The organism is Agathobaculum massiliense, assembly GCF_900291975.1.
In the GTDB taxonomy this organism is placed as follows: Bacteria; Bacillota; Clostridia; order Oscillospirales; family Butyricicoccaceae; genus Agathobaculum; species Agathobaculum ammoniilyticum.
In genome coordinates this window covers 2,573,298-2,597,230 of sequence record NZ_OMPN01000001.1, presented here as the reverse complement: position 1 = coordinate 2,597,230, position 23,933 = coordinate 2,573,298, and the positions used below count along the sequence as shown (strand labels likewise).

General features: G+C 64.3%; 17 protein-coding genes. 3 read left to right on the top strand and 14 right to left on the bottom strand.

Going from position 1 to position 23,933, the window contains the following annotated elements; translation table 11 throughout:
- The first annotated feature begins 146 nt into the window (after window positions 1-146).
- The 3 genes from iolN to DBQ51_RS13135 all read left to right on the top strand — a co-directional run bounded on the left by iolN (window position 147) and on the right by DBQ51_RS13135 (window position 3,035).
- On the top strand, window positions 147-1,265 hold the full coding sequence (iolN, locus tag DBQ51_RS13150) for a 3-dehydro-scyllo-inosose hydrolase (RefSeq protein WP_054328598.1): 1,119 nt from the start codon (window positions 147-149) through the stop codon (window positions 1,263-1,265).
- A gap of 881 nt (window positions 1,266-2,146) precedes the next feature.
- The gene (locus tag DBQ51_RS13140) at window positions 2,147-2,782 is read left to right on the top strand and encodes a hypothetical protein (RefSeq protein ID WP_159068190.1); all 636 of its coding nucleotides are present in this window, start codon (window positions 2,147-2,149) and stop codon (window positions 2,780-2,782) included.
- 28 nt (window positions 2,783-2,810) lie between these two features.
- Entirely contained in the window at window positions 2,811-3,035 is a 225-nt protein-coding gene (locus tag DBQ51_RS13135) for a hypothetical protein (protein ID WP_107631792.1), read from the top strand.
- 150 nt (window positions 3,036-3,185) lie between these two features.
- Here the strand turns inward: DBQ51_RS13135 and DBQ51_RS16675 are convergent, their stop codons facing one another.
- The 14 genes from DBQ51_RS16675 to DBQ51_RS13070 form a co-directional block, all read right to left on the bottom strand.
- Window positions 3,186-3,326, bottom strand: coding sequence for a hypothetical protein (locus DBQ51_RS16675; RefSeq protein WP_159068189.1), 141 nt, complete (start codon window positions 3,324-3,326; stop codon window positions 3,186-3,188).
- A gap of 713 nt (window positions 3,327-4,039) precedes the next feature.
- Window positions 4,040-5,530: a PP2C family protein-serine/threonine phosphatase gene (locus DBQ51_RS13130; RefSeq protein WP_107631791.1), complete on the bottom strand. Its 1,491-nt coding sequence runs from the start codon at window positions 5,528-5,530 to the stop codon at window positions 4,040-4,042.
- Between the two features lie 15 nt (window positions 5,531-5,545).
- Window positions 5,546-7,711, bottom strand: coding sequence for an ATP-binding protein (locus DBQ51_RS17265; RefSeq protein WP_107631790.1), 2,166 nt, complete (start codon window positions 7,709-7,711; stop codon window positions 5,546-5,548).
- A gap of 14 nt (window positions 7,712-7,725) precedes the next feature.
- Entirely contained in the window at window positions 7,726-8,103 is a 378-nt protein-coding gene (locus DBQ51_RS13120) for a DUF4280 domain-containing protein (RefSeq protein ID WP_054326496.1), read from the bottom strand.
- Between the two features lie 11 nt (window positions 8,104-8,114).
- Window positions 8,115-9,431, bottom strand: a complete 1,317-nt coding sequence (locus tag DBQ51_RS13115) for a DUF4255 domain-containing protein (protein ID WP_054326495.1) — start codon at window positions 9,429-9,431, stop codon at window positions 8,115-8,117.
- A gap of 20 nt (window positions 9,432-9,451) precedes the next feature.
- Window positions 9,452-11,782 carry an MORN repeat-containing protein gene (locus DBQ51_RS13110; protein ID WP_107631789.1) on the bottom strand — a complete coding sequence of 777 codons (2,331 nt, stop codon included), beginning with the start codon at window positions 11,780-11,782 and terminating at the stop codon, window positions 9,452-9,454.
- 47 nt (window positions 11,783-11,829) lie between these two features.
- The gene (locus DBQ51_RS13105; protein WP_054326493.1) at window positions 11,830-12,246 is read right to left on the bottom strand and encodes a hypothetical protein; all 417 of its coding nucleotides are present in this window, start codon (window positions 12,244-12,246) and stop codon (window positions 11,830-11,832) included.
- Window positions 12,247-12,261: 15 nt separating this feature from the next.
- Window positions 12,262-14,844 (bottom strand): HAMP domain-containing protein, encoded by a 2,583-nt coding sequence (locus DBQ51_RS13100; protein WP_107631788.1) that lies wholly within the window; start codon window positions 14,842-14,844, stop codon window positions 12,262-12,264.
- A gap of 4 nt (window positions 14,845-14,848) precedes the next feature.
- Window positions 14,849-15,577, bottom strand: a complete 729-nt coding sequence (locus tag DBQ51_RS13095) for a hypothetical protein (RefSeq protein ID WP_107631787.1) — start codon at window positions 15,575-15,577, stop codon at window positions 14,849-14,851.
- Between the two features lie 28 nt (window positions 15,578-15,605).
- Window positions 15,606-17,387 (bottom strand): Ig-like domain-containing protein, encoded by a 1,782-nt coding sequence (locus DBQ51_RS13090; protein ID WP_107631786.1) that lies wholly within the window; start codon window positions 17,385-17,387, stop codon window positions 15,606-15,608.
- The gene (locus DBQ51_RS13085) at window positions 17,384-18,481 is read right to left on the bottom strand and encodes a hypothetical protein (RefSeq protein WP_054326486.1); all 1,098 of its coding nucleotides are present in this window, start codon (window positions 18,479-18,481) and stop codon (window positions 17,384-17,386) included. The genes DBQ51_RS13090 and DBQ51_RS13085 overlap by 4 nt, the downstream gene beginning before the upstream one ends.
- Window positions 18,482-18,510: 29 nt before the next feature.
- Window positions 18,511-20,568 carry a baseplate J/gp47 family protein gene (locus DBQ51_RS13080; protein WP_107631785.1) on the bottom strand — a complete coding sequence of 686 codons (2,058 nt, stop codon included), beginning with the start codon at window positions 20,566-20,568 and terminating at the stop codon, window positions 18,511-18,513.
- Between the two features lie 30 nt (window positions 20,569-20,598).
- Window positions 20,599-23,490, bottom strand: a complete 2,892-nt coding sequence (locus DBQ51_RS13075) for a baseplate J/gp47 family protein (RefSeq protein ID WP_107631784.1) — start codon at window positions 23,488-23,490, stop codon at window positions 20,599-20,601.
- Complete coding sequence (locus tag DBQ51_RS13070; RefSeq protein WP_054326483.1) at window positions 23,487-23,906, bottom strand: GPW/gp25 family protein; 420 nt, start codon at window positions 23,904-23,906, stop codon at window positions 23,487-23,489. The genes DBQ51_RS13075 and DBQ51_RS13070 overlap by 4 nt, the downstream gene beginning before the upstream one ends.
- Window positions 23,907-23,933: the final 27 nt, after the last annotated feature.

Genomic DNA, 23,933 nt, shown 5'->3' with positions numbered 1-23,933 from the left:
TTTTTTGCAAAATATAGCTCTATATCTCTTTTTTTTTTTCTGTTTTTTAAACATTTTCAACTCTTTTTTTTCTTTTTGTTATTTTTTCTTTAAGATTAAAAACGTTTTTTGTTTGTGGACCAAACCAATGAAAGGAGCAATATTTCATGCAAGAGAAGTACTTAACGACAGCGTATCCGAACATATTTTTTGAGGATAACAAGGTAGGACGGCTGAAGAAACGGCTGTGGGACGCCTCGGAGGAGGAGATCCAGGCCATTCTGGATGATTACGGCATCCCGTCCGACAGTGAGATCGGAAAGCCGGGCTGCTATATCCAGACCTCGCCTCGCAAGATGGTGATTGAGAAACGCCATAAGAACGATATCGTCCTGGTGCCAATCGGCTGCACCGAGAATCACGGCATCCATAACAACTCCGGCCTGGACACGTTTATGTGTACCTCGATCTGCGAGGCGGTGCGACGCAAGACGGCTAAGGCGGGCCACGAGGTCGCGTTGGCGCTTCCACCGATCAACTACGGCGGCCATCCCTACCATCACTGCGGTATGCCCGGCACGGTCATGACGAGTGAGAAGTCCATCGTTGATACGCTGATTAACGTAATGGTCGGCTTGTGGGACGATGGTTTCCGCAAGATCATCCTTGTCAACAACCACGGCATGGACTGGATGCTCGAGTCCGCGATTCAGGAATTCTTTAAGCGCTTTGAGCTTCCGGCATTCGCAACGGTCGTTGAGTGGCATCGTGCGATTCGTGAATTTTGGTATCCGCTGGGCGATGAGCGGCCGGACTTCGTCAGCACGCCGTTTGTGCATGCGGACGAAGCGGAAACCTCTGCGGCGCTGCTCATGTTCCCGGGCATGGTGGATATGGGCTGTGTGGTGGACGCGCAGGCGAAGTCAATGGGGATGCTGGACGAAGGCTTCTATGATGGCTCCGTGGACTCATTCCACCGTCCGAACAAGTGGTCCGAGGCGGAAGGCCACCGTGTAATTGAGCGCTTCGGTACCCCTGAGGGTGTTGTGGGCTACCCGTCAAGAGGTGAAGCAAGAAAGGCAAAACGTCCGATTGCCGCGATCTGTGAATACCTGAACTGCATGGTCGAGGACATCCTGGAAGCTTATCCCGCGGGCAAGGTACCCGATCCCCGCAAATTCTCCCTCCGTCCTTACGAGGAGATCGAGCCCTGCCTCCGCGAGCCCCTCAGCGACGGCTGGAAGAGCGTGCATGAGCTCCCCAGACGCGGCCTCTTTATTGATTGACCCTTTCTCTTTTCTTCTTTTTTCTCAATATGCCGCTGTAACTGGCCTTGGCCGACACGGTGGTATACTCCTCATATCCCTCCGTGGATAACAGCAAAAAGGGACGTTCTGCAGAACGTCCCTTTTTAGTTATTATGTCTTACTGCCGACCTGCAACCCACATGCTATCATACTTTTCCGACCGTTAGTTACCCTCCTCTCAACTGTTTTATTGATTCTCAGTTAAGGCTCGGTTGTTTTTGAAATTCAGCTTTCCCATAATTACAGATAAGCCGCTTACGAGCTTTATACTGAAATCGGGAAAAAACCTATTATCAATTTTTCCCATATACGGCTACATGGGTATTTTGATCTTCCTCAGCATGCTGATCAATTATATCTGGCAAAGCGCGGAAAAAGGCATGCTCCTTCCGCTGGGCGAAAATCCCTGCGGCTGCCGGCTGCCCCCATACGTCCCTCGCATCTTTGCAAAATCAATATTTCGTCTAATCCTCTCCACCGCGCACAACGGAACGCGCCCGTTTCCCGTCTAACTTTCCCTGCCTATTGTGGGACGGGCGAAAAAACGCTATAATTTGTATGATTTTACATAGAAAAACAAAATATCGATTTCGACTTCTTTAACGCCGTAGTGCTGGCTCTGTCGGGCTGCTACAGTGTGCTGGCGGCTCTTTTCGATCCGGATACCGCCATCTCCATATTCGGCACCGCCTACTGGTTCCCCCCAGATCGCTGCAGGGCTTTTTGTTGCCCAGCGACCGGACGGACAGTTCTGGTGCATCTTTTTCCTGCGACGCGGTTTCCATCCTGAGTTCTACCGCAGGCTATGTGATCGGGTCCTGGTTTTCCCCTTTGACACCGCGAATCCCGGCATGCTTTGCGTGCGCAACCTGGGCATCATACTGGGGACAGTCTTTGCGGTGCGCTTCCTGACTCCCCGCTTCCAGCACCTGTGGCGCGCCGAAAGGGTACCTTGGACACCGCTGGCCATGACGGTGTTCATGCTGGAGCTGATGATCCTCGCCATGACCACCTATCCCGAGCTAATCTTCTACCGCAGGGGCGAGCATATCAATCTGCTGCACGTATGCGCAGTCAGCGGCGCGGTGCTGTTCATGCTGGTGATTTGCCTGAGTCGGGTAAAGGCCTCTGCGGACCACGCCAAGGAACAGGAGGTCCAACTGGCCATGTCCGAACGGTATTACGCCGAACTTACGACCCAGCCGCAGGAAAACCGCATCCGGCTTCACGATTTACGCCACCATGTCAACGTCTTGAGCGGCCTGTGCAGCCATGGCGATATGGCGGGGAGCGTTTCCTATATCGCGGGAATAGAGCAGTCCATTCCACCCTCCCGCTACCGACACTATTGCCTCAGCGGCGCGGTGAACGCGCTGCAAAAAGCACTGGGAGCGATGGAAAATCAGCCGCATGCTACCGCGCCTCCGCGGGCGACCGCCGTACCATACAACGAAATGCGGCGGCAATATTGCAAAGTCCCCTTTACGCTGTCATAAAATACAAAGCAAGCAGCGGAGAAACGCTTTGTTTCACGCAGTATCCAAGCAACAGCGGCTGGATGATTACCTCAAGGCGCTGGATATGGCGAGCAAATATATGGACGAACTGTGTCGGGAGGACGCACTGCCGGCATGGCTGCGGAGCTACAGCGGCAAACTGGAAGAACTGTTCGGAAGCTATATTGTGGACCCTTACGCCGTGATCGGCGGAAAGATTATTGCGCCCCCTGTGGAGGGATGCGGCGTATGATTACGGCTCCGCCGACTAGTACCGCAGTACTCTGTCCGCCGCCGGGATCGTATTCAGCGACATATACATAGATGCGATTTCACCATCTCCCGCAATCTGGAAGGGTGGGGGACGTGCTGGCCATGGATGTGTACCTGACCAACGAAAGCGTCATGGATATCGAATACACGGTTCCCGAAAGCTATCATTCACACAGCTTTGCAGCCGCCGTCTTGCCTGGAACAGTTCTACCACCGAGTTCACCCGACACAGCACCATATAGGGGACCACTGGCTTGCTGATGATATCCATGCCCCCATCTCGTAGGCGGCTTTCATGGAGGCGTCCGGCTCGGCTGTAATGAGGAACACAGGAAGCGTTTCCAGCAGGGCCAATCCTCCTCTTTCAGCCCCCGCAGGGCTTCCAGGCCGTTGTTATCCGGCCTGAACACATGCAGCAGCACCGCGCACGAATGGCCACGCCCCCGCAAGATGGCCTGCAGTCCGGAGCGGCCGTTGTCCGCCTCCTCGCTGGCATACTATTGGGAGAATAAATGCTGCAGTATCCCTCAGTTGATTTCGTCATCGTCAATAATCAGAATGGTATTCATATCAGATGCACACGCAGACAACTGATTAATACGTTCCATGTAGCGTTTCCTCCTGTTCCAGACATCCAGCACAGGATGGAGCCTTACAGCCGCCGCTCTGCTGGGGACGCGAGGCGTGCTGCACCGGATGTTGAAAAATTTATCGCTGTAAAGTTATTTTTGTTATACCATTACCGTCCGGCAAATTTCAAGCGGGGCCGCCCGCATGGACGGCATATCGGCGCCGGATACGGCGTTACGGCTCAGAAAGTCATCAATCTGCGGGGCGCGGACGCGATCAGTACCGGCGCGTTGCCGCCGTTGTCCCTCCCGCCTGTTATCTCACATGCAAAAGCACCGTCCGACTCCTTTGTCGGGCGGTGCTTTCACACCATAGGAAGGCTTCAAGCCGCAAGGCCCTGCACGCCATATCGGTTCAGCTCAGGAAGCACACAATGGTGATCGTGTCCCGCTCCTTCCCCGGTTTGAAGGTGATGTAATCCGCATTGTCTCGGATGAAGCTGACCGCGTTTCCCGCCGGCTCCGCGTCCGCGGACTCCATCGGATCCACGCCGTCCAGCACCGCCGTTACACGAATATTGACCATCTGCGCATCCGGCGCTACGCCGCACTCCACCATCACATGGCTGTCCGGCTCCGCCCTGCGGCAGCAGAGCGCGAACACCTCGTCCACCACGACCGCTTCGCGCGCATAGTGCCGCTTGTCGATGCCGTTATCTTCGAACTGCTTTTTGAGGAACGCGGTCACCTCGCCTGCATACTCCGGCCGTGCGGGTACGTCGCAGTGCGCCAGCTCCTTATCGCCCTTGCAGAACAGCAGGGTAAGCAGGGCAAAGCCGCCGTTGTCCCGTCCGCTGCTACAGTGCGCCAGCGCGTGATCGGCCACAAAGCGCAGCAGTTCGCCGCTGTCCAGATTTTTGCTGCGGCTGGTATTGAGGTCGGCGCGCAGGCGCTGCCCGCCATAGGCCTCGCCCGTCCGGTCAGGCAGGTCGGTCAGCCCCGCTGTGTTCAGGAAGATGCGGTCCCCCTGCTTGAAGCGCAGCTCCTGCGAGCGGTAAGACACGTTCTCGTTCATGCCCAGCGGCGCATAGACCGGCGCCTCCAGCCACTCATAGCGGTCCTCGTTGCGCATGAACAGCGGCTGTTGCTGCCCCGCGTTGACATAGGTAAAGCGCCCGTCCGCCGTGCTGAGCGTGGCCACCAGCGCGTTCAGGCTGAACTGGCTGCCCAGGTCGTACAGCTGGGTGTTCACGTCCGCCATCGTTTCCTCCAGCGAGCGCCCCTGCCGCAGGCGGCTGCGGATGGTCGTCTGTGCGATGACCATGAACAGCGCTTCCGCCACGCCGCCGCCCGGCGTCTGCCCCAGCACGATGCACAGCAGGCCGGGATCGATAAAGAAATAGTCGTAAAAGCGGCAGTCCCGCCCCATGCCCTGCTCGATCAGGCCGCTCACCTCAAAGTGCGCGCGGCTGGGGATATCGGGCAGCACCTGCGGCAGGGCGGACGCGCAGATCTCCTCCGCCATGCTGCGGCGCGCGCGCTCCTCAGCCTCCTGTGCAGCCGAGCGGCAGGCCTGTTCCAGCCGGTCATCCTCCCGCTCGGCCAGTCGCTGCACAGCCTGCGCCAGCGCGCCGACTGCACCGCCGCGTCCGGTCAGATCGGGCGGGAGCGCGTCCTCCTCGTCCGCGGCGCATCGTTCGACCGCTTCGCGCAGGTCGTCCAAACCGTCGTCCGCCCCGTCCCGCAGCAGACGCAGAGCCCACGCCGCCAGCACAGCGCCCACAGCCGCCATTCCGACACAGGCCGCGACCAACCCTGCAGACGGCCGCACCGCCGCCAGCAGCAGGATATCCACGGTGGTCGCTGCCAGCACGCCAGCCAGTATGTTGCGTTGTTGCTTGTTCATCTTGCATCCTCTCCGTTACGGGGCCTGTTCCCCCTCGTCTGTCAGCAGGTCGGCATACTCGCGCAGCTCCTCCCGCACGACGACGATGTCGTTTTTCTTCATTTCGCCCACCGCGGCGCGCAGCAGGTGCCGCATGCCGATCGGTCTGTCCTCGCCCGCCGCCATGAACGCGGCCGACAGCACGATATTCTTGATATGCCCGCCGGACAGCTCGAACTTCTCCGCCAGAAAGCCCCAGTCGATATCCCCGGCCAGCGGGGTGGCGGAGGGCATCATGCGCCGGTAGATATCCTCGCGCATACGGCGGTCCGGAAAGGGGAAATTCACCACATAGGTGATGCGGCGCATGAACGCCTCGTCGATGTTGCCGATCAGGTTGGTCGCCAGGATGCACACCCCGTCGTACTCCTCGATCTGCTGCAGCAGGTACGCAACCTCGACGTTGGCGTTGCGGTCGTGCGAGTCCTTCACCTCACTGCGCTTGCCGAACAGCGCGTCGCATTCGTCAAAAAACAGGATGCAGTTGGAGTTCTTCGCCTCGGCGAACACCGCCTGCAGGTTTTTCTCGGTCTCGCCGATGTATTTGCTGACGATCTGCGAAATGTTGATCTTGTACATCTCCATGTTGAGCTGGCGCGCGATGATCTGCGCGCACATGGTCTTGCCCGTGCCGGGCGCGCCCGCAAACAGGATGGACAGTCCGCGGCCATAGGCGACCTTTTTTTCAAAACCCCACTGATGATACACGCGGTAGCGGTAGCGGATATGCCCGCAGGCCTGCTGTATCAGCCGCTTCTGCGCGGAGGGCAGCACCACGTCGTCCCAGGTATACGCCGCCGGCACGCGGTGCGCCAGATCGCCCAGCTTATGCACCACCTGCCGGTAGCAGGCGGCATGCAGCCGCGCGCCGTCCAGCAGTTCCTGCCCGTCCAGCGCCGCCATTCCCGCCGCCTGGCGGCAGGCCTGTCGGATCTGCTGTGGGGAGAAATGGAACTTGGCCGCCAGCTCCTCGGCGGTCACGTCGGGCGCCAGGCGGCTGTCCCGCAGGTGGGTGCGGAACAGTTCGAGCCGCTCGCTCTCGGTCAGCGGCGGCAGTTCCAGATCGACGGTCAGCCGCTGCACCCGCGCCCGCACCGGCAGGCGCGACAGCAGGAACAGGCGTTCCCTGCCGGTTTCCATAGCGCAGAGCGCGTCCACTAACTGCTGCGGTGCGGCGATCCGGTCGCCTGCCTCGTTTTCCCGATCCAGATGGTAAAAGCACAGATAGGCGTCCAGCAGGCAGGCCGCGAGCGCGGCCTCCCCGGCGCGCGCGCGCCAGTCCTCCCCTTCCAGATCGGCGAACACGCCGCGCTGCCGGTGCCGCGCCAGCAGGTGCTCGATCTGGAACCGCTTGCCGCTGCCCGCACCGCCGGACAGGCAGAGTACGCAGGGCAGGCGCTCCTCCATCATGCGGTCCAGCCGCCGCGCGACCTCCCCCTGCACGATGAGCGGGCCGTCCGGGCGGCCCGCCGCCCCGTCGAACACCGTCAATCCCTGCCGGCCCGCGATCGTCCCACCGGAAAGGTATTCCAGCGTCAGCGGCTGCAGCACAAGCTCGCCCCGCGCCAGCGCGTCCGGCTCGAACAGGCGGGAAAACCGCCCCTGCCAGGCGAATCGCGCCAGATACTGCTCCATATCGCCGCCCTTAGGCAGGAAAAGCTGCACCGCCAGCGCGACACCCGGGCTTTTGCGGGTCATATCATCTTGCAAGTAGGCGAGCAGCTTTTCATATTTGCGGTCGAGCACAGCCGCGTACGCCAATATCACGCAGTTCTGCTCGAACGCATCCAGACCGCAGCGCTCGAACAGACGCAGCAGCGGGATATCCGCCCCGCCCTTGCGCCCCAGCCGCAGGGCGATCGCCGCCTGCGCCTCCCCGATCTGAGCGCTCTCCTCCGGCTCCAGTTCCTCCTCCAACCCCATCTGGGCGGATCGGGCGAGCTGGTGCTCGAACTCCTCGCGCGTCACCACCAGCCCGAGCATGTTTTTCATCTCGCTCGCTGGGCCGAGCCATTGATGGTGTGCGTAAAAATAGTACAGCCGCAGGTCGAGCCACACGAACAGGTCGTGCATCAGCGCCCATTGGCTGTCATACCCCGCGCCGGTCGTCAGGTCGACCGGCCGGATTTCCTCCGCCCGCATCGCGTCTCCTCCTTTTACGGTGTTTTGACCGTCACCGCTGGCGTCATCGTCACCTGAATCACGCCGCCGTACTGGCACATCAGCTTGCTCGCGTTATTGAGCAGTGTTTTACCGCAGACCGCGACGGTCGGCGCGCCGGGCGTCCACGGCGCGACGGTTACCGGTATGCAGGCGCTGGGCGTCAGCACACCCAGCGCAGCGGCGGTCGCCGCCGCGACCGCCGGATTGGCCGGGCAGGAACACATACCGAAGGTCGTGCATTTGTTGTCCATAATGGTCGCCGCGGGCATGCTGCCCATCATGACCGTCTGCTGAGAAACGACCGGCAGCACCATCGGCACGGTGCCGAACGAACAGGTGCATACCGCTGTATTGACGACTGGATTTGCCATGCTTTTTCTCCTTATTCAAACCGCAGGATGACCGCCTGCTCCCCGTCCGTGACGGGCTCAGCGTACTGTATGCTGCCGCCGCAGAACACGGCCAGCCGTGCCGCCTCGCGCAGCATCATGCTGAGGCGGCCCTGCCCGTCCGTGCGATACTGCTGCGCGGGCAGGAGCGCCCTGCCGCGCGTGTGCGCGTGCGCCAACGGCGCGGCCAGACGGCCTTCCTCTCCCTCGACCGCCTGCAGGTGAACCAGCTCGGGCGCCTCTTTCTCCTCAAGCAGGAATACGCCCGGCACGGGCAGCGTGTCCGCCCCGCCCCGGCAGAACAGGCGCAGCGTCTGCGCGCCCTGCTCCGCCTTATCCTGCGCCAGCTTGAGCGGCGCGGACTCGGCCGCCGCCAGCCAGACCGGCTGGTCCGCCAGCGGCTTCCCGCCGCGCGTGACAGTCAGGCGCACCGTGGCCGCGTCCTTGCCAAAGGGATAGCCCAGCCCTGGCTTGAGGTCGGCGCTGCCCTCCCACACCGCATCGGGCTGGATCTCCATGACCAGCTCCTCGGTCTGGAAGCCGCGCAGGCTGACCGACAGGGTATGCCGACCGGCCGGCAGATCGGTCCAGACCCGATAACCGCCCTGCTTTGCCTGCGGCTGGCTGGGCGCGCCATCCACGCGGAACAGCGCGCCGCTGTTTTCGACCGGCGTACCCAAAAATCCGTCCCGCAGCCGCAGCACCGCGCTCACGCGGCGCTGCACCTGGCCCTCGTGCGCCTCCGGATCGATCGCGACCTTGAAATCGGTGACGCGCGCGATGCGGCGCTGCCGACGGGAGGCGATCGTCACGCCGGTGACCATGAGTACGAAAGACAGCTTGTATTCCTTGGAGGTGTTGTTCCAAATCTTGAGCAGCTGTTCGAGCGGCACCTTCTCCACCGCCAGATGGAGTTGCGCGCGCTCCTCCGCGAGCGAGCCGGCCAGGTACCGCTGCGGCACGACCGGATTGTCCCGCAGGGTCTGGATCGCCGCACCGATAATGCGGTGCTGGTCGGCCTGCCGGAGCTGCGCCGGCGCTTTGGAATGGGCGGTCGCCAGATAGCGCAGGGTATACTGCGCCGCCGTGCGGCGCTGGGTGTTCTGGTCCATCTGGTAATAGCCGCTCGTCATGTTCTGATTTTCTTCCTCGATATGATACAGGTACAGCGTTAGCTGGTTGTTCTCGCTCTCATGTGGAGAGCACAGCGCGATTAGCTCGCGGTTGCCCAGCGGCTCGGGGGTCAGGCTGTCGCGCAGCAGCTCCACCACTGCGTTGCCCGCCTCGACGATGGCAGTATAATCAGCCAAGCCCGTTCACTTCCTTTCCGTTATTGTGCGGATGTATCGTACAGCGGAAGCAGCGCCTCCGCCAGCCAGTCCTGCGTGCGCGATACCCAGCCGCCGGTCAGCTCGTTGAGCGTATTGGCCTGCCGGGTGAACACGCCGACCGCCTGATAGAGCGCGGTCTGGCTGTCCGCGCGCGCGGAGAGCGCTTCGTACCATCCCGCCTTGCTGCCCGTACCCATCGCATAGGCGCCCGCCGCGTCCGACGCCGCGGACGCGGCCTGCTCATAGGTGGACCGCGCGCTGTTTACACCGCTATATGCCGCCGTAAGATCGGCCAGCGCCGTTTTAAGCGCCAGCGTGCGCGCGTCGTCCGCCGCGCTGTCAGCACTGTCCGCATCGCCGCCGGCCTGCGCATAAGCGGCGGCCACCAGCGCCAGATCGTTGACCTGTAGCGTCGTCGGGTCGAACAGCACGGATAGCTCGCTCAGGTCGTACAACGCGGGATCGCCGCCGCCCGCAGCGGCCGCCGCCATCGCGGCCTTGGCCATTTCGGTGGTGCAGACGCTGATCTGACCGTTTAGCTCAGTCTGTCGGCTCTGTAGCGCGGATACCGCGTCCGCACTACCCGTGCCACTCGCCTGCGCGTTCTGCGCGTCGCGCAGCAGCTCCTGCGTGCGCGTCAGACTGCCCTCGAGCGCGGCGCGCTGCTCCGCATTCTCCCAATAGTCCAGCATCGCCTCGACCGCGCGCGCCGCGTCGGACGCGGTCGCGCAGCCGGAAAACGCGCCGCTCACGTCCGCCTGGCCGTAATACGGGTTTTCCGCGCTCTGCTGCACCGCGCCGGTGCCGTTCATCCGGTCGAGCGACGCCAGGAACGCCTCGAGTTGTGCCTGCTCCTTGGCCGCGGCCTCCGCTTCCGCCGCAGCGTCCGCATCCGACGCGGCTGGCAGGGCGGTGGCCAGCGCCCAGCGCACCAGCACGGCCTGGTCGTTTTTGCGCAGCACCTCGGCGTTGCAGCCGTCCAGCGCATAGACCTCGCTGGCATACGAACCTGTGGACAGGTTCACGCCGTCGGTCTTGCTGTACTGCCGCGTGCTTACCGCGGGAGCCGGCCATCCATCCAGCGTCACGTTCGCCTGCCCCGGCAGCAGAGCAAAGCGGGATTCGCGCGGCGCGGACAGGTAGACCGTATGCACCGCCGGCTCGCTGTCCGCGGTCTGGTAGCTGCACAGCGCGGACAGGCCGATGGCGGGCGAGCTGATGACAAAGCCGCCGCTTACCTTGTCGTAGTCGGCCGTGCCGCTCTCGCCGAGCGCCTCGCGGAACTCCTCCGCGGTCAGCGTCACCAGCCAGGCGCCGTCCACGGTGCCGTTCGCCATCCGGCCGACATAGGCGGTCTTGCCGCTCTGGGTGTACAGGGTGCCGAAGCCCATGGGGACCGTGCCGTCCGCCTCGCCGTCGTAATACAGCCGTCCCGCCTTGTACCATTGGATTGAGCCGTCGGGCGCGCCGTCCGCAAATACCGCGTCGATCCGCTCGTTTTCCGCCGGATACAGGCTGCCCTCGCCGCTATACAGTCCCTGCGCGAAGCCGCCCTCGTATAGCTTGACGCCCTGCTCGTCGTATGCCGTCCCCTGGCCCTCATACAGGCCGTCCGCGAACGCACCTTTGTACTGCACGCCGCCGTTTGCGTAATACGCCATACCCTCGCCGGACTGTACGCCGCCGGCAAAGCCTCCCTCGTACAGCAGCACGCCGTCCTGATACAGCGTCCCTTCTCCCTCATACAGGCCGTCCGCAAACTCGCCCTCGTACAGCAGGAGCCCCGCCTCATAGGCCGTGCCTTTGCCCTCGCGGCGGCCGTCCGCGAACGTGCCCTCGTAAAGGAGCAGCCCCGCCTCGTCGTATTCCCTGCCCTGGCCCTGCAGCAGGCCGTCCTCCAGCCGTCCCTCATACAGGGGGAGGGTTTTCTCCGCATCCGAATAGACGACCACACGGCCGGTCCAGTTTTCGATGCGGTTGTCCCCCACATAAAAATGCGCGGTAAAGAAATGGCTCAGGAGGAACGGCCACGCCACGAAATACGCCAGCAGCGCCAGCACGATCACGCCGACCGCCAGCGTAAGCAAAAACTTTTTGGAAATGAACAGCCGTCCGGTCTCCACATAATCGCCGCGCGAGGTCGGCTTTTTGGCGATCGCAGCGGCGGACTGCAGCGAGTCCGCCGCCACCTTGGTCGCCTGCCGCGAAAAATTGGTGAGCCGTTTGAGACGCGCCCACAGCCCCACCAGACGGCGGGTGAAAAACGCACGGATCGTACGGAAAAATATCCCGAAAGACCGCAGCAGTTGTGTCAGCAAATGGCTCAGCAAAATGTGTTCCTCCTCAGGCGTGTACCCCTGTTACACGTCATACTCTCTCAGATGCTCAAAACGGAATAATGGACCAGCAGCCACAACGCGGCCAGCGCCAGTACCACCGCCGCCGCAAGCCCTGCCGCCCGCAACAGCAGCCTGCGCCGGTAATCCGGCGGGGTGTAAAGCGTCTGCTCCGGCGAGCGGCGGACATAGCCGTCCGCGCAGATGTACGGCCGCGCGCCCTCGTCCGGCGCGTCCCATGCCGCGTCGTCCTCCAGCTCCTCCGGCTGCCTGCCCGCGCGACGGCGCGCGGCATCGCGTCCCGCTCCGTCGATCGCGCTGTTGGCCCTGCCGGCCAGCCGGCTGATTTCACCGATCAGACTGGTCTTGCGCCGCAGCTTTGCCGTCTCGCCCGCGGCGCGGTTTTTGACCGTGGATTCGATCTGTTTGCGGATGATGTCAAGCTGTGTCAAGCCCATCGCGCAGCCCTCCCGTCATATTCCATATTCCAGGCTGACCTCCTGCTCCGGCCGGCTGGCCAGCCGGTCAGCCAGATAGAGATAATAGCGCGCCCCGCCATCGCCCGGGTGGTCGTGCACCAGCTCGAGAAAGATGCGCTTGGCGGCGGCAAAATCATGGCTATACAGCGCGAACACACCCTGCGAAAACTGCCGGCCGGTCGTCTCTTTGCCGCGGCGCACGCCGTACGGGTCGCCGTCGAATATCTCGTAAACACGGAGCAGCTCGTCCCCCTGGCGGCTCTTGCCCATATAGCGGCTGCCATAGCCCGCCGCACCGGCGATCACGTTCTCCGTACACAGGATGCCCGCGTCCAGCCGCCCTGCCAAGCCGATCAGGTGGCGCGCGGTGGTAAAGCTGGCGGAGATCGTGGCCGGCTCCATCTGGTTCTCGTCGCCGACGACGCCGATCATCACCTCGCCCACGTCCAGCGCAATACGCAGCGTAACCGTCGGCAGGCCGTCGATCGCGCGCTGCTCGTTGAGCGAGAGCACCTCCTGCTGCACAGCTACCGCCGTGCTGACCGCGTCAGCCTCGCCGCCATCCAGCACCACGTCATAGCCATTGTAGGCGAAGTTGAACACCGTTCCACCCTTGCGCGCCACGATTGCGGCCGTGCGCTCGATCACCTCGTTGATGCTTTCAAACAAGGCGCGTGTGGCGTTGTCGTATACCCGTCCTGGGAACTCGAACCATACCTGCATCGCGGACATGCGCCGCGATGCGAACGTGCGCTTGTCAACCTCCAAAACCGAGTCCTTGCCCAGCAGGGCGAGCACGCGCTCGGGTACGAACCGCAGATAGGCGCGGATCACCCCCGCAAGGTTGTCCTCCTGCCGCTGCATGGCGCGCGCCATGCTGTTGAACGACGCGGCCAGCCCTTCCAGCTCGTCTCCGGTGGAAAGCGAAAGCCGCGCGGCCGTGTTCCCGCCGGACAACCGCTCCATCGCACGGCTGACGCAGCCCAGCCCGCGGCCGACCAACAACAGCACGATCACCGCCGCCGCCCAAAGCAGCGCGATACCCGCCCACAGGCCGGATATGACACGCGCTGTGTTATCCTCCAGCCGCGCGGCCAGCGCGCCGCCCGCCGCTGTCAGGAAAACCGCTTTCCCCTCCCGATACAGGCAGAGGCAGAACGCCTCCCCCTCCTGCGAGAAAGCGCTGCCGTTTAACACAGCCTGCCGCGCCAGCGCTTCGGAAAAGCCCGGCGAAAGCGCCGCCCTGCTCCCCGCCGGCAGCGCGCCGCCGCACACTATCCAGCCGCCCCCGCTCTGTTCGTATACCGCGGCCGTTACCGCCGCATAATCGCCCGAGGACAGGGCGCTCAGGCTGTTCTCGATCTGCGCGGGCAGTTCTTCGTCCGGCGCGCCGCTGTCCGCCGCTATCACCGCGGCGCCTGCCAGCACGCTTTCCACCTCTCGCACCAGATTGCCGCGCACCATCGGCCCGACCATCAGGCCGCCGGCCAGCGTGCCGGCCGCCAGCGCACACACGGCCAGTACGCCGCCCGCGCCGACCGCCAACGGCAGGAAGCTGTGCCGCCGGCCGCACAGCAGGTACCAGACCAGCGCCGTTGCCAGCAGCCAGCCGAGCAGCAGGCCGGCCAGTATCGCAATGCTGGCCGCGTCCGAGCGGTACAGCAGGCCGTTCAGCGAATCCACGCGGCTCTCGGTCACCCGTTCAAGCGTGCGCCCGTCCCGCAGCAGCAGCACGCTGCCATCCCCGCCGAACGACAGACTGTTCAGCCCGTCCAGCGTCGCGCTGCGCCCAAGGTCGAACACCTCCGCGCACGCCGTCCCGGCAAGGTCGCAATAAAACACCTTTAGGCTGGCGCTGTCTATGTAAAAAAGACCCGTGCCAACCTGTGTCAAATATGCCACTATGCAGTTGTCCAGGGAAAAGTCCACGCTCCTCCCGTCCAGCTCGAGCCACCCCGCGCCGCCGAGCGCGGCCGTCGCGTCCGCCAGCACCGCGGCCGCGGACGCGCCGCGGGCGGGCAGAAGCTCGCCTTGCTGCAGGCCACTTCCCGCGCCGCAGCGGTATATCTGCGCCATGCCGTCATCCACCAGCACAAACTGCACCGCGCCGTCCTGCTCGCTGAAACCGGACAGGAACGTACCCTGCCCTGTCGCCGCGCCCGTGCAGGGATACACGAGCAGGCGCTCCGCTTCTCCGTCCGTCGGGATGCGGTAAACGGACAGGTTCTGCGATGCGCTGTCCGCCCGCTCATATACGCCGAGCCAAACCGCCCCGTCCGCCGCCGGATACAGGCCCGCGACCGTGCAGTCCACCGCTGAAACCGGCAGCTGTACGGTCCGCTCGCCCGTCCGCCGTCCGTCCAGCGTGCCGGTCGTCAGGCGGAAAGCGTCGTCCGTCCGGCTGACCACCGCGGCCGATCCTTCCCCGGCCGACGCAGCCAGATACCGTTCGGTCCCCCAGCCGTTGACCAGCACGGACAGGCAGTCCGCCGCGAGCGGCTGGAAGAACAGCGCCAGCACAAACGCGGTCAATATGCCGATGATGATGAATGATATCTTGTTTCGTGCCGCACCCACAGTTTTACCTCCGGTTTCGTCTGAACGCCCTCTTTATGTTTTTCCACAGGAACGCAAACCAGCGCTTGAACGCATTTTTTTGATCGAGCGCCTCGTATTCCACAGTAATCTCCTCCACCGCCCGATGCCAGCCTGCGTACAGCGGAACGATGGACGGGAAATCCCCCCGTTCCAGCCGGCGGCAGAACGCGCGCTCCGCGTCCCCCTGCCGGAAGCGGGGCGCCAGTATCTTGCGCGCGTGGTCGGAGGCCAGCAGTGCCAGCTCGCGCGCGTTCATCGCCTCCATCGGGTGTATGCGAAAGCGCAGGGCGATGCGTTTTTCCCTCGCGTCCACCCGCACGTTATCCGCCAGCAGCGCCGCACAGCCGACCGCTGGCGGCAGGTCCGCCAACAGCAGCGCCTGGTGCAGGAGCTGCTCGGCAAAGGCCAGCCGGTCGCGCCAAGACCAATCCGCGCCGCGGTAAAAAACCCGATCGATCGGCACGCCGCCGCAGGGCCGGAATACCGCGGTCAGGCTCTCCTCCGCCAGAAAAGCCTCGCAAAAGGCCGGGCAGTCCTTTATCTCGGAGAAAAGCCGCGCATAGATGGGCAGCCACGCCCCCTCATAGATATTGAGCAGGCGCACAGGGGTTTCGCGCTCCGTGATATCCACAGCCTCTGCAAAGGCATAATCGTCTCCCGCCTCCAACACGCGGACGATCTTATACCGCCCGCGCACCATCACCGTTTCCATGCGCGCCCTCCTTTCCCGTTATCCTGCTTTATTCCACGATGACGAACGCGCTCGCCGTCACGCTCTCGTCCACGCCCGCGGTGGCGATGATCTCATAGGTACCCGCCAGTTCGGGCGCCTGATAGATGCCGTTGCGGTCGATCGCGCCGCCATTCTCCTCGCGCACCTGCCAGCGCACGCTTTTATCCTCGCTGCCTACCACGTCGGCCTCGAAGCGCAGCGTGCCGCGGCAGCTCACGCGCGAGAACTCCGGCGTGACGCTGATGCTCACCTTGCGCTGCGCCAGGATACGGCTGGTGTCCCGCTCGGGCTTCTGTGCGAAGTAATGCACGGTCAGGCGGTTGCCGTCCACGCTGTCGTGGAGCCACAGGCCGATGCGCATGGTGCCGCGCTCCGGATAGACCAGCGCCGCGGCCTCCGCCCAGGGCGGCGCGGCCGGCGCGTTCTTACCCTTGAATACCTCGCTGCTGCCGTACAGCAGGACGGTTTCATCGCCGCTCGCCTTGTCCTCAAATTCCACGCTCAGGCGAATATCCACCGCGCCCGGCCCCAGCCCGTGCGCGATCTCGTCCGAATACACGCGGCTGTTGACGCGGATGCCGCCCGGTAGGGTCAGGTCCACCGTGCCGTGCGCGACCGCGTAGTCATACTGCTCCGGAGAGGGGATGCCGAAGTCAAAATGCAGCGCTCCGGTCGCTGCCTGATAGACCGCCTTCACATCCGGCTTCTGCCAGTATTCCAGGCTGCGCACCGAGGTCGTGACCGCCTGCGGCCCGCCTCCCCCGCCGGTCTGCCCTGCCTGACGGCCGAGCGCCTGCCCGAACGGCAGATCAGTCACGCCGCTCAGAAACACGCCGCCCGCGGAGTTGATCAGCTCGAGCTTTGCCAGGTAGATCGGGATATCGCGGCCGAGCAGGCGACGGTCCAGATTGTCTGCCGTGCGCACGCGCGCGTCCAGGTCCGCCTGGTCACTGCACAGATGTACTCCGGCCTCGACCTCGATGTAGTTCTTATACCGGTGGCTGCCCAGCTCGAGATCAAGCTCGCCGCCGGAGGGGAACAGCTTGCTGTCCACATCGCGGAGCTGACGGGCGCGGAGTGTGAAAGCTGCCGTGTATACGCGGCGCTTTTCCTCCGGACTTTCGCTGAATTCCATGCACACACGGCCGTTCTCGCTTTCGACGAACGCGCTCTCGCCGTCCAGCCGGAAATGGACGGGCGGCGTTTTTTCGTTCTTGACCACCAGCATCTGTACCTCGAACTCCTGCCCGCCGCACACGTTGGACGGCACGCTCAGCACGAGCGTCAATTCGTTCGAGGCGTACAGCACGGTCACATTTTCGCGGCCGGCGGCTTCCAGCAGCTCCTGGTAGGCGGGCGGCTGGGCGGTCAGGTACACGCGGCAGCCCTCGCGCGTCATATTGAACTGCCGGCTCTCGCCTGTATCTGCACCCACCGCGTTGACCGGCTCGATATCGGTCTCGTCATAGGCCATGCAGAGGTATCCTGTGCTCTGCCCGAGGAGCGACTCCTGCCCCTCGATCATCTGCAGCTTGCGCAGCATGGGTTCTTCGAGCATGATCATGCGCCCCTGATAGTCCAGCGCCATGCCACTCTCAATCAGCAGGGTTGTATCGTCGCTCGCCGCCACGCCGAGGCCGCACACCACGCCCGCGCCGAAGCGCAGCCGGTTGAACAGCTGGGTTTTGCTGCGGTTATAGCGCTGCTCGATCTCAAAATCACGCACGGTCAACAGCTTTCCATAAAAATACCGGTTGCGTTCCATGGGGAAAAAATCAGCATTGCTCATGTTGTCGCTCCTCCGATCGTTGTATCATAATGAATCGTGACGTTTTCGTCTATCACCGCAGGGACATAGCTGCCCACGCGCGAGTTGATGCCCAAGTAGGTATGCCAGTCAAGCTGCACGCACTGCTTAAGCAGCACCAGTTCGAGCGACATTCCCGCTGGGATCAGCCCCTGCATCCGCACCAAAAACCATTCCATCCGGTCGCGGCTGGCAAAGGCGTCCTCGTTCAGCAGGACGAAAAAGCGGTAGGGATCGTCGCCGTACAGCCTGCGGTACAGCACGGGGTTGCGGCACTCTGCCCGATTGGGGTCCACCATGAAATGCTCGATGATGAGCGGCTCCCGTCCGGTCAGGCGGTGTACGCTGCGCCGCACGCCCGCCACGGTGTACAGGGCTTCAAAGTCGTCCAGCGCGGTACGGATGCGCGCGCGCGCGTCCTTTTCCCCCTGTTCCACGCACACCCACTGCGCCAGACAGCCCAGCATCGCATCCGAAGCGCCCGCCGCGTCGAGCTGCCGGGGCAGGGCCTCCACCGCGTCCTCCATATCCTGAAGCATGCTGTTATAAATGGAAAGGTAACGCTGGGTGAAGTCGTCCCCCCGATAGATCGACGGCAGGTAGTCGATCATATGGTCGCCGCCCATGCGCAGGTGCAGCGCCGTGACAGAAGGCGCGCACGCGCCGGTCGCCGTCAGTTCGAAAGCGACCCACAGGTAGCGGCCGGCGCCGGAAAGCCAGCAGTCCGTGCCAGGCGGCTCGGGCGCGCCGTAGCAGCGCCGCAGCAGCGGCAGGGGATCGTCCTCCCCGGGCGCGTCAAAGGCGGCCTGCAGCGCCTCCCACGCAGCCCAGTCCGGCGCGTCCGCGCAGCGGGTATAGATGCGCAGCCCGCAGTCCTGCGGCAGCACGGCGTCCACGATCAGCCGGCTCCAGGCAAAGCCCTTCTCCCCGCTGTCCACGGGCGGCAGGCAGAACGCACCCGCGTGGTGCGGGGGTGGCAGCACCAGCGCGTCGCCCTCGCACGCCACATGGCGGAACAGCCCATTCTGCCACTGCTCGCGGCAGCATAATGTCATAAGATCCTTGATGGCGCTCATGTTTTCCCTCCTTTACGGGAGACCGGCGGCTATATGCGGCCGATCTCCACCTCCGCGCGCCGCAGCACGGCAACCCCGTCTGGCGGCACACGGATATCGCCCGCCGCGGTCTGGTACGCGTCCGGTCCCGCGCCGCGCAGCTCCAGCCTCTGCACCTCCAGCACGCCGGACAGCTTCTGCACCAGTGCCAGCATGTCGCTCCGCCGCACCGGTGCGCCGATATCCGCACGCGCGGCCGACAGACGCGCTTCCAGCGCGTCCTCCACCGTGCGGCGGTCCAGCGTGCCGTTGGTACGCAACTGTACCGTGACATCCACGTCCACATACCGCGGGCCGATCGCCTGTGTGCGCACGCCGATCGTCCGGCGCTGCCCCAGCCGACGGGCCACCGCCGCCAGAAAACGCGTGTCCGGCGCGGGCCGCTTCTCCTCTGAGGCCGGAATCACGACCACCGTCACCATCGCGCGCCCGCGCGCGCCCACAGGCGCCTGCGGGTCATAATCCGGCAGCGCCTTGGCCGCCGCGACGCGCAGGCCTGGTGTGCGCCGCGCCTGCTCCTCATAATCGCCGGCAGACAGGCATTTCCCTGTATGGCAAAGCTGCCGCAGCAGCCGCTGCCCCGCCTTGGCCAAGGATTCCGCGTCCCGCCCGCCGCAGGCGGCGGTGTTGCCGGCCGGCTGGCCGCCGTCCTCGAAATACAAGCCCGCGTCCGCCGGTATATTGCCCATGCCGCACTGGGACACCGTCAGATCCATCACCAGCACCGAGCCCTTGCCCGGCACAACCATCGCGCCGTATCGCCCATTGCCGAAAGAAACCGTCTCCCGCACCGGATCGTAGGTGAACGCCCGGTCGCGCGGGCCGCAGGCATACAGGTCATCCACACAGTGCCACACCGCAGGACGGACCGCACCGTCCGGTTCGAGCGTCTGGCACAGCAGGCGGAAGCGCTGCGGCAGCACGGTCTGGCCGTCCAGATTCAGGTACAGTTCCTCCCCCGGCCGGCCCACGGTATCGAACAGCAGATCGTGTACCCGAACCGGATCCAGGCAGACCACTAACACATTGTCCGCCCCATCCATGGCTGCGGCCTGAGCATCAAGCAGCAGGGTACGTCCCTTCGCCACATTCTCCTCCTCATACTGTTCGAGCTGGGTCAGCCCCTGCGCCGTGCGCAGGAACACGGCCAGCTCTGCCGTGCGCGCGAGCGCGTCCTCCAGCGTGACCCGCTGCCCCGCGCCCGCTTCCACGGTGAACCAGTGGCTACGGGCGCGGGTCTGCTGCTGCGCCGCCTGATACCGGCGGTCGGACACGCCGCACAGGCGCGGCTGCTCCTCGCAGCCCGCACGAATGAGCGTCAGCCGCAGCCAGCGCAGGCCGTCCGCATCCGCGGGCCAGTCCACGGGCGCGGCCAAGCGCACATAACCGCTCCGGCTGAACGCATAGGTTTCATCGGAGAGCGGCCGCACCTGCGCCGCCCCCTCAAAGGTCCACGCGATGTCCCGCGGCGGATCCTGCCCCGCGTCGAACGGGTTGCGAGCCGCGCCCTGCGGCGGCGTTACGTCGAACCACAGCCGCAGCGTCCCGCCCGTCTCGCCGGAAAAGCCCAGCCGCAGCGCGCTGCCGCTCTGTCCGCTGAACAGAAAGGGCCGCAGCTCCATGCTGCCGGACAGCAGATCAGCCGCGTCCGTGGCGCGCCCCTCCTGCTCGATCTGCACGCGCTCGAGCGTCGTACGGCGCGCCATAATCGGCTCGAGCAGTTCAAAGCACACCTCCTGCCGGCTGGTCAGGCGGCTGAACGCGGGCCGCGCCTGCGTGTCCGCCGCCTCCAGCGCGCAGACCGCGGGCTGCGGCGGCGTGGGGCACACCCCGGCCAGCGCCAGCAGCCCCCGCCGCAGGGAGGGCGTGAGCTGGTCCATCTGGTATTGCTGCATCTCCTTATACCAGGCCATCAGCTCCAAAAGCGTGATGCCCGGGTCGTGCGCATTGTGGTCGGTCCACTGCGGACACAGCCACGGCAGGCGGCCGACCGCCTCGTGCATGATATCCTCAAAGCGCTGGTCGTCCAGCTCGCGCGGGATCAGCACAGGCCGTCCCTCCTTTCCTGGTCAGTTTTTCTATCGCACCCGTACATAATGTACACCGCTGCGCACTACTGCATACGGGAAATCCGCATCATGCTCTAATGGGACGAGCCGCGCGCGGCCGTCCTCGTCAAACGCGCCCTCGGCCAGTATCCGGTCGATCGTATGCACGCCCGGCGTATCGCGTACCACGCGCCACAGCTCGTCCGTGCGGATCTGGCTGCCGATCCGGCGCTGCCGCCAGGTATCGCCGATCAGCGTTTCGATCCGGCGAATGATCTCCCGCTGGATCTCCGCCGCGCAGTCTATCTCCTCCAGTTCGACCGCGATGCGCGTGCTCACGGTAATCACGGTCGCCGGACAGACGTGCAGCCTGCCCTCAGCGGTCAGGCAACAACTGCACCGCTCCGCAAGGAAGGCATAGATGCGGTCGCACAGCCGATCGGCGGCGGGTCCGTCGTCCACGCCGGTCACGACCACGGTCACATGCCCGGGCGCGCGGGCGCCCTTTTCGTCCCGTCCGGAAAAGCATTTCACATGCAGCACCTGCGGGAAAGCCTCGAGTACCAGCTCTTCAAAATCGCTCGCGCCTGCCGCGCGGCCGCGGTGGCGCAGGCGCTTGTTGCCGACCGCCTCGATCCGTTCCTGTGGGAAGCGGTCGGTGCCGCCGCCCATCGGCGTGATGTTGACTACACCGCTGATGCGGGGCAGCGCGCCGACCAGCGCGTTCACCCGCCCCGCTGGTACATTGCCGCGCGCGCCGCCGCCGCTGACATAGCGGACGCAGACCGTGCGGTCGCCCGGGGCAGGCACGCGGCCGCGCCGCCCGTCGCCGAAGGACACCGTCCCCGCATACGGATCAAGCACGAACGCGCGCGCGTCCGGTGCGGCCAGCGCCAAGTCGTCCACCTGCCGCCACCGCACCCAGCAGTGCGTCAGCACGCTGTCCGCCCATTCCAGACGCACGTCCTCGGGCTGTTGCTCAGCGAGGCGCTGCGCATCCGCCAGCGGCAGTGCGCCCGCCTCGTCCACCCATACCTCGCAGGTGGCCACGGGCGTGCGCAGGAGCGTAATCGTCTTGCCCGCGTCATAGGGCGCGGTGTTGAAATACAGAGCCTGCTCCCGCTGAAGCTGCCGCGCCGTGACCGTGTTCAGCCGCACCGCGGCGATGCACGGCTCCGGCCCCTGGAAGCCCGAGCTGCGGCTGACGCGCAGCCAGCAGCCCTCCGCCCCGAACAGGGAAACGCGCGGCAGGCGCTCAGGCAAGTACAGCATCACCTGTCCGGTGTGGTGCAGGTTGCCCGTCAGGTCAACGGCCGCGACCGCCTCGAACCGCTCGCCCGTGCAGCACTCCCAGACCAGCTTGTCGGTCAGCGGCACGCGGCCGACGACCTCGAACAGCAGGGAAAGCGGCATCGCGTGTGGCGAATGGTCAAACCGCAGGTACATGGCGCGCGGCGTCGACTCCATCGGCTCGAGCGCGGGCAGGTGCAGGTCGGTGATGCGGTCCGCGCCCTCGGCTACCGTGCGGCGGCCGTTGTTCTCCGCACCGCACTGTTCTGCGGGTACGAGCGCGTCGTACGCCCAGGACAGTTCGGCTCCACGCACGAACGGCACGATCCAGCGTGCATAATCGGAAAAGCGGTTTTCCACCTCGGCCACGCGGGCGCGGATATACAGACCCGTCTCGGCGTTGACCTCGCACGGCGCGATGTCGTCCGGCACGGTGAAGCGGGTCTCGAGTACGCCGTCCCGCTTGCAGGAAAATGGATTCCTGTCGCCCTCGGTCTCCAGCCGCCGCCATCCGCCGCCGTTGTAATACTCCCACACCACGGCGGAGATATAGGCGTTGTCCGGCTTGCGCTCGACCGCGCCCCTTTTATCAATGATCGCCTGCGTAAAGTTATAGTGCGGCGGCTGCTCAGGCGGTTCCTCCGCAATCGGCGCGATATCCAGCCGCAGGTTGGCCGTTGCGCCGCGCTTGGTCAGCACCGTGTCCGACCGGATATAGAACAACGCGTATGGCATGGGCCGCTGGCCGAAGCAATAGCCGCCCTCCGGCAGCGCGATGGGCAGGTCGCCGCAAAACAGCGTATCCGCCCGGCAGCGCGCCAGCGGTGCGGAGCGCAGGAGGGCGCCCTCGATAGTCAACGCCGCGTCCGGCCGGCCGGTGCAGCAGATGCACCGCCTGCCCGCCTCGTCCGCGTCGATCGACAGGCTGCTGTGCTTTTCCAGCACCAGCCTGCCGTTTTCCGCGCGCACCGTGTCGAACGGCAGGCTTTCACCCGCGTGCATATAGCTCCACTGTAGCGCGGCCAGCTTCTTTGCGCTCTCCTCTTCCAGATAGCGCGCGCTCTGCCGCAGCTCCAGCTCCACCGTACACGGGCAGTCCAGCCGCAGCATGTCCGGCTGGCTGAGCCAGAAGCGGTGGCGCTGCAGGTTATCTCCACAAGGGGTGAAAAACCGCTGCGGCCGCGTCAGGTCGGTCTTTTCCAGCCAGTCCGCCACACCATCCGCATAGTAGATATCCAGCAGGCGCGCTGGGGTGGCCTCGATGGCACGCTCGGTCTCATAAACGATATTGTCGCCCTGTCCGTCCGGCGTGAACACCTGCGTACCCGCCGGCACGGCCACCGGCTCCTCCACCGTTTCATGCACGGTGAACTGCAACGTGCCGGCGGCAGACGCGGGCGCGGGCGGACGGAAGCCGATCAGGTTGAGGAATTCGGTATACAGCTTTTCCGGTACGGAATTCATACGGTCAACCGTCTGCTCGAACATGCGGCAGAACAGCTCGGCCAGCGCCGCGCCTGGGTCGTCCTGCGCGTCCTCAAAGCGCCACTCCGGCGTGTAAGCCGCAGCCAGCGACCGGACCTGCCGCCGCAGAGTGTCCAGCGTGCGCGGGTCCAGCAAGGGGGTGTTCACAGCGCATTACCCCCTTCCGATCCTTCCGTCAGATAAAACGGATAAACATGGTTATAGCGATTGTTGGTGCTGCGCACCGTATAGCTGACCTCTACCACGATCGCGCCGGTCAGCCGGTTCAACTCGCGGCAGGCCACCTCCACGTCCACAATGCGGGGCTCCTGCAGCAAAAGCTGCTCGCGCACCTCATAGGAGATGCTCTGCATCATGGAACTGGAGGCGGCGGCAAAGGTATATTCGATCACGTTGGAACCAAAGCCGGGCCGCATCACGCGCTCGCCCTGCACGGTATTCAGGATGATGCCGATGGCCTCGCGAATATCCTCCTCCTGCCCGACCATAGCGAATTTGCCTGTGCGCGGGTCCACCTGCAGGGGGAATTTCAGGCCCCGTCCCAAAAACTCTTTGCCGTTCACTTGCTTCCACTCCTTTCCGCAGCCCGC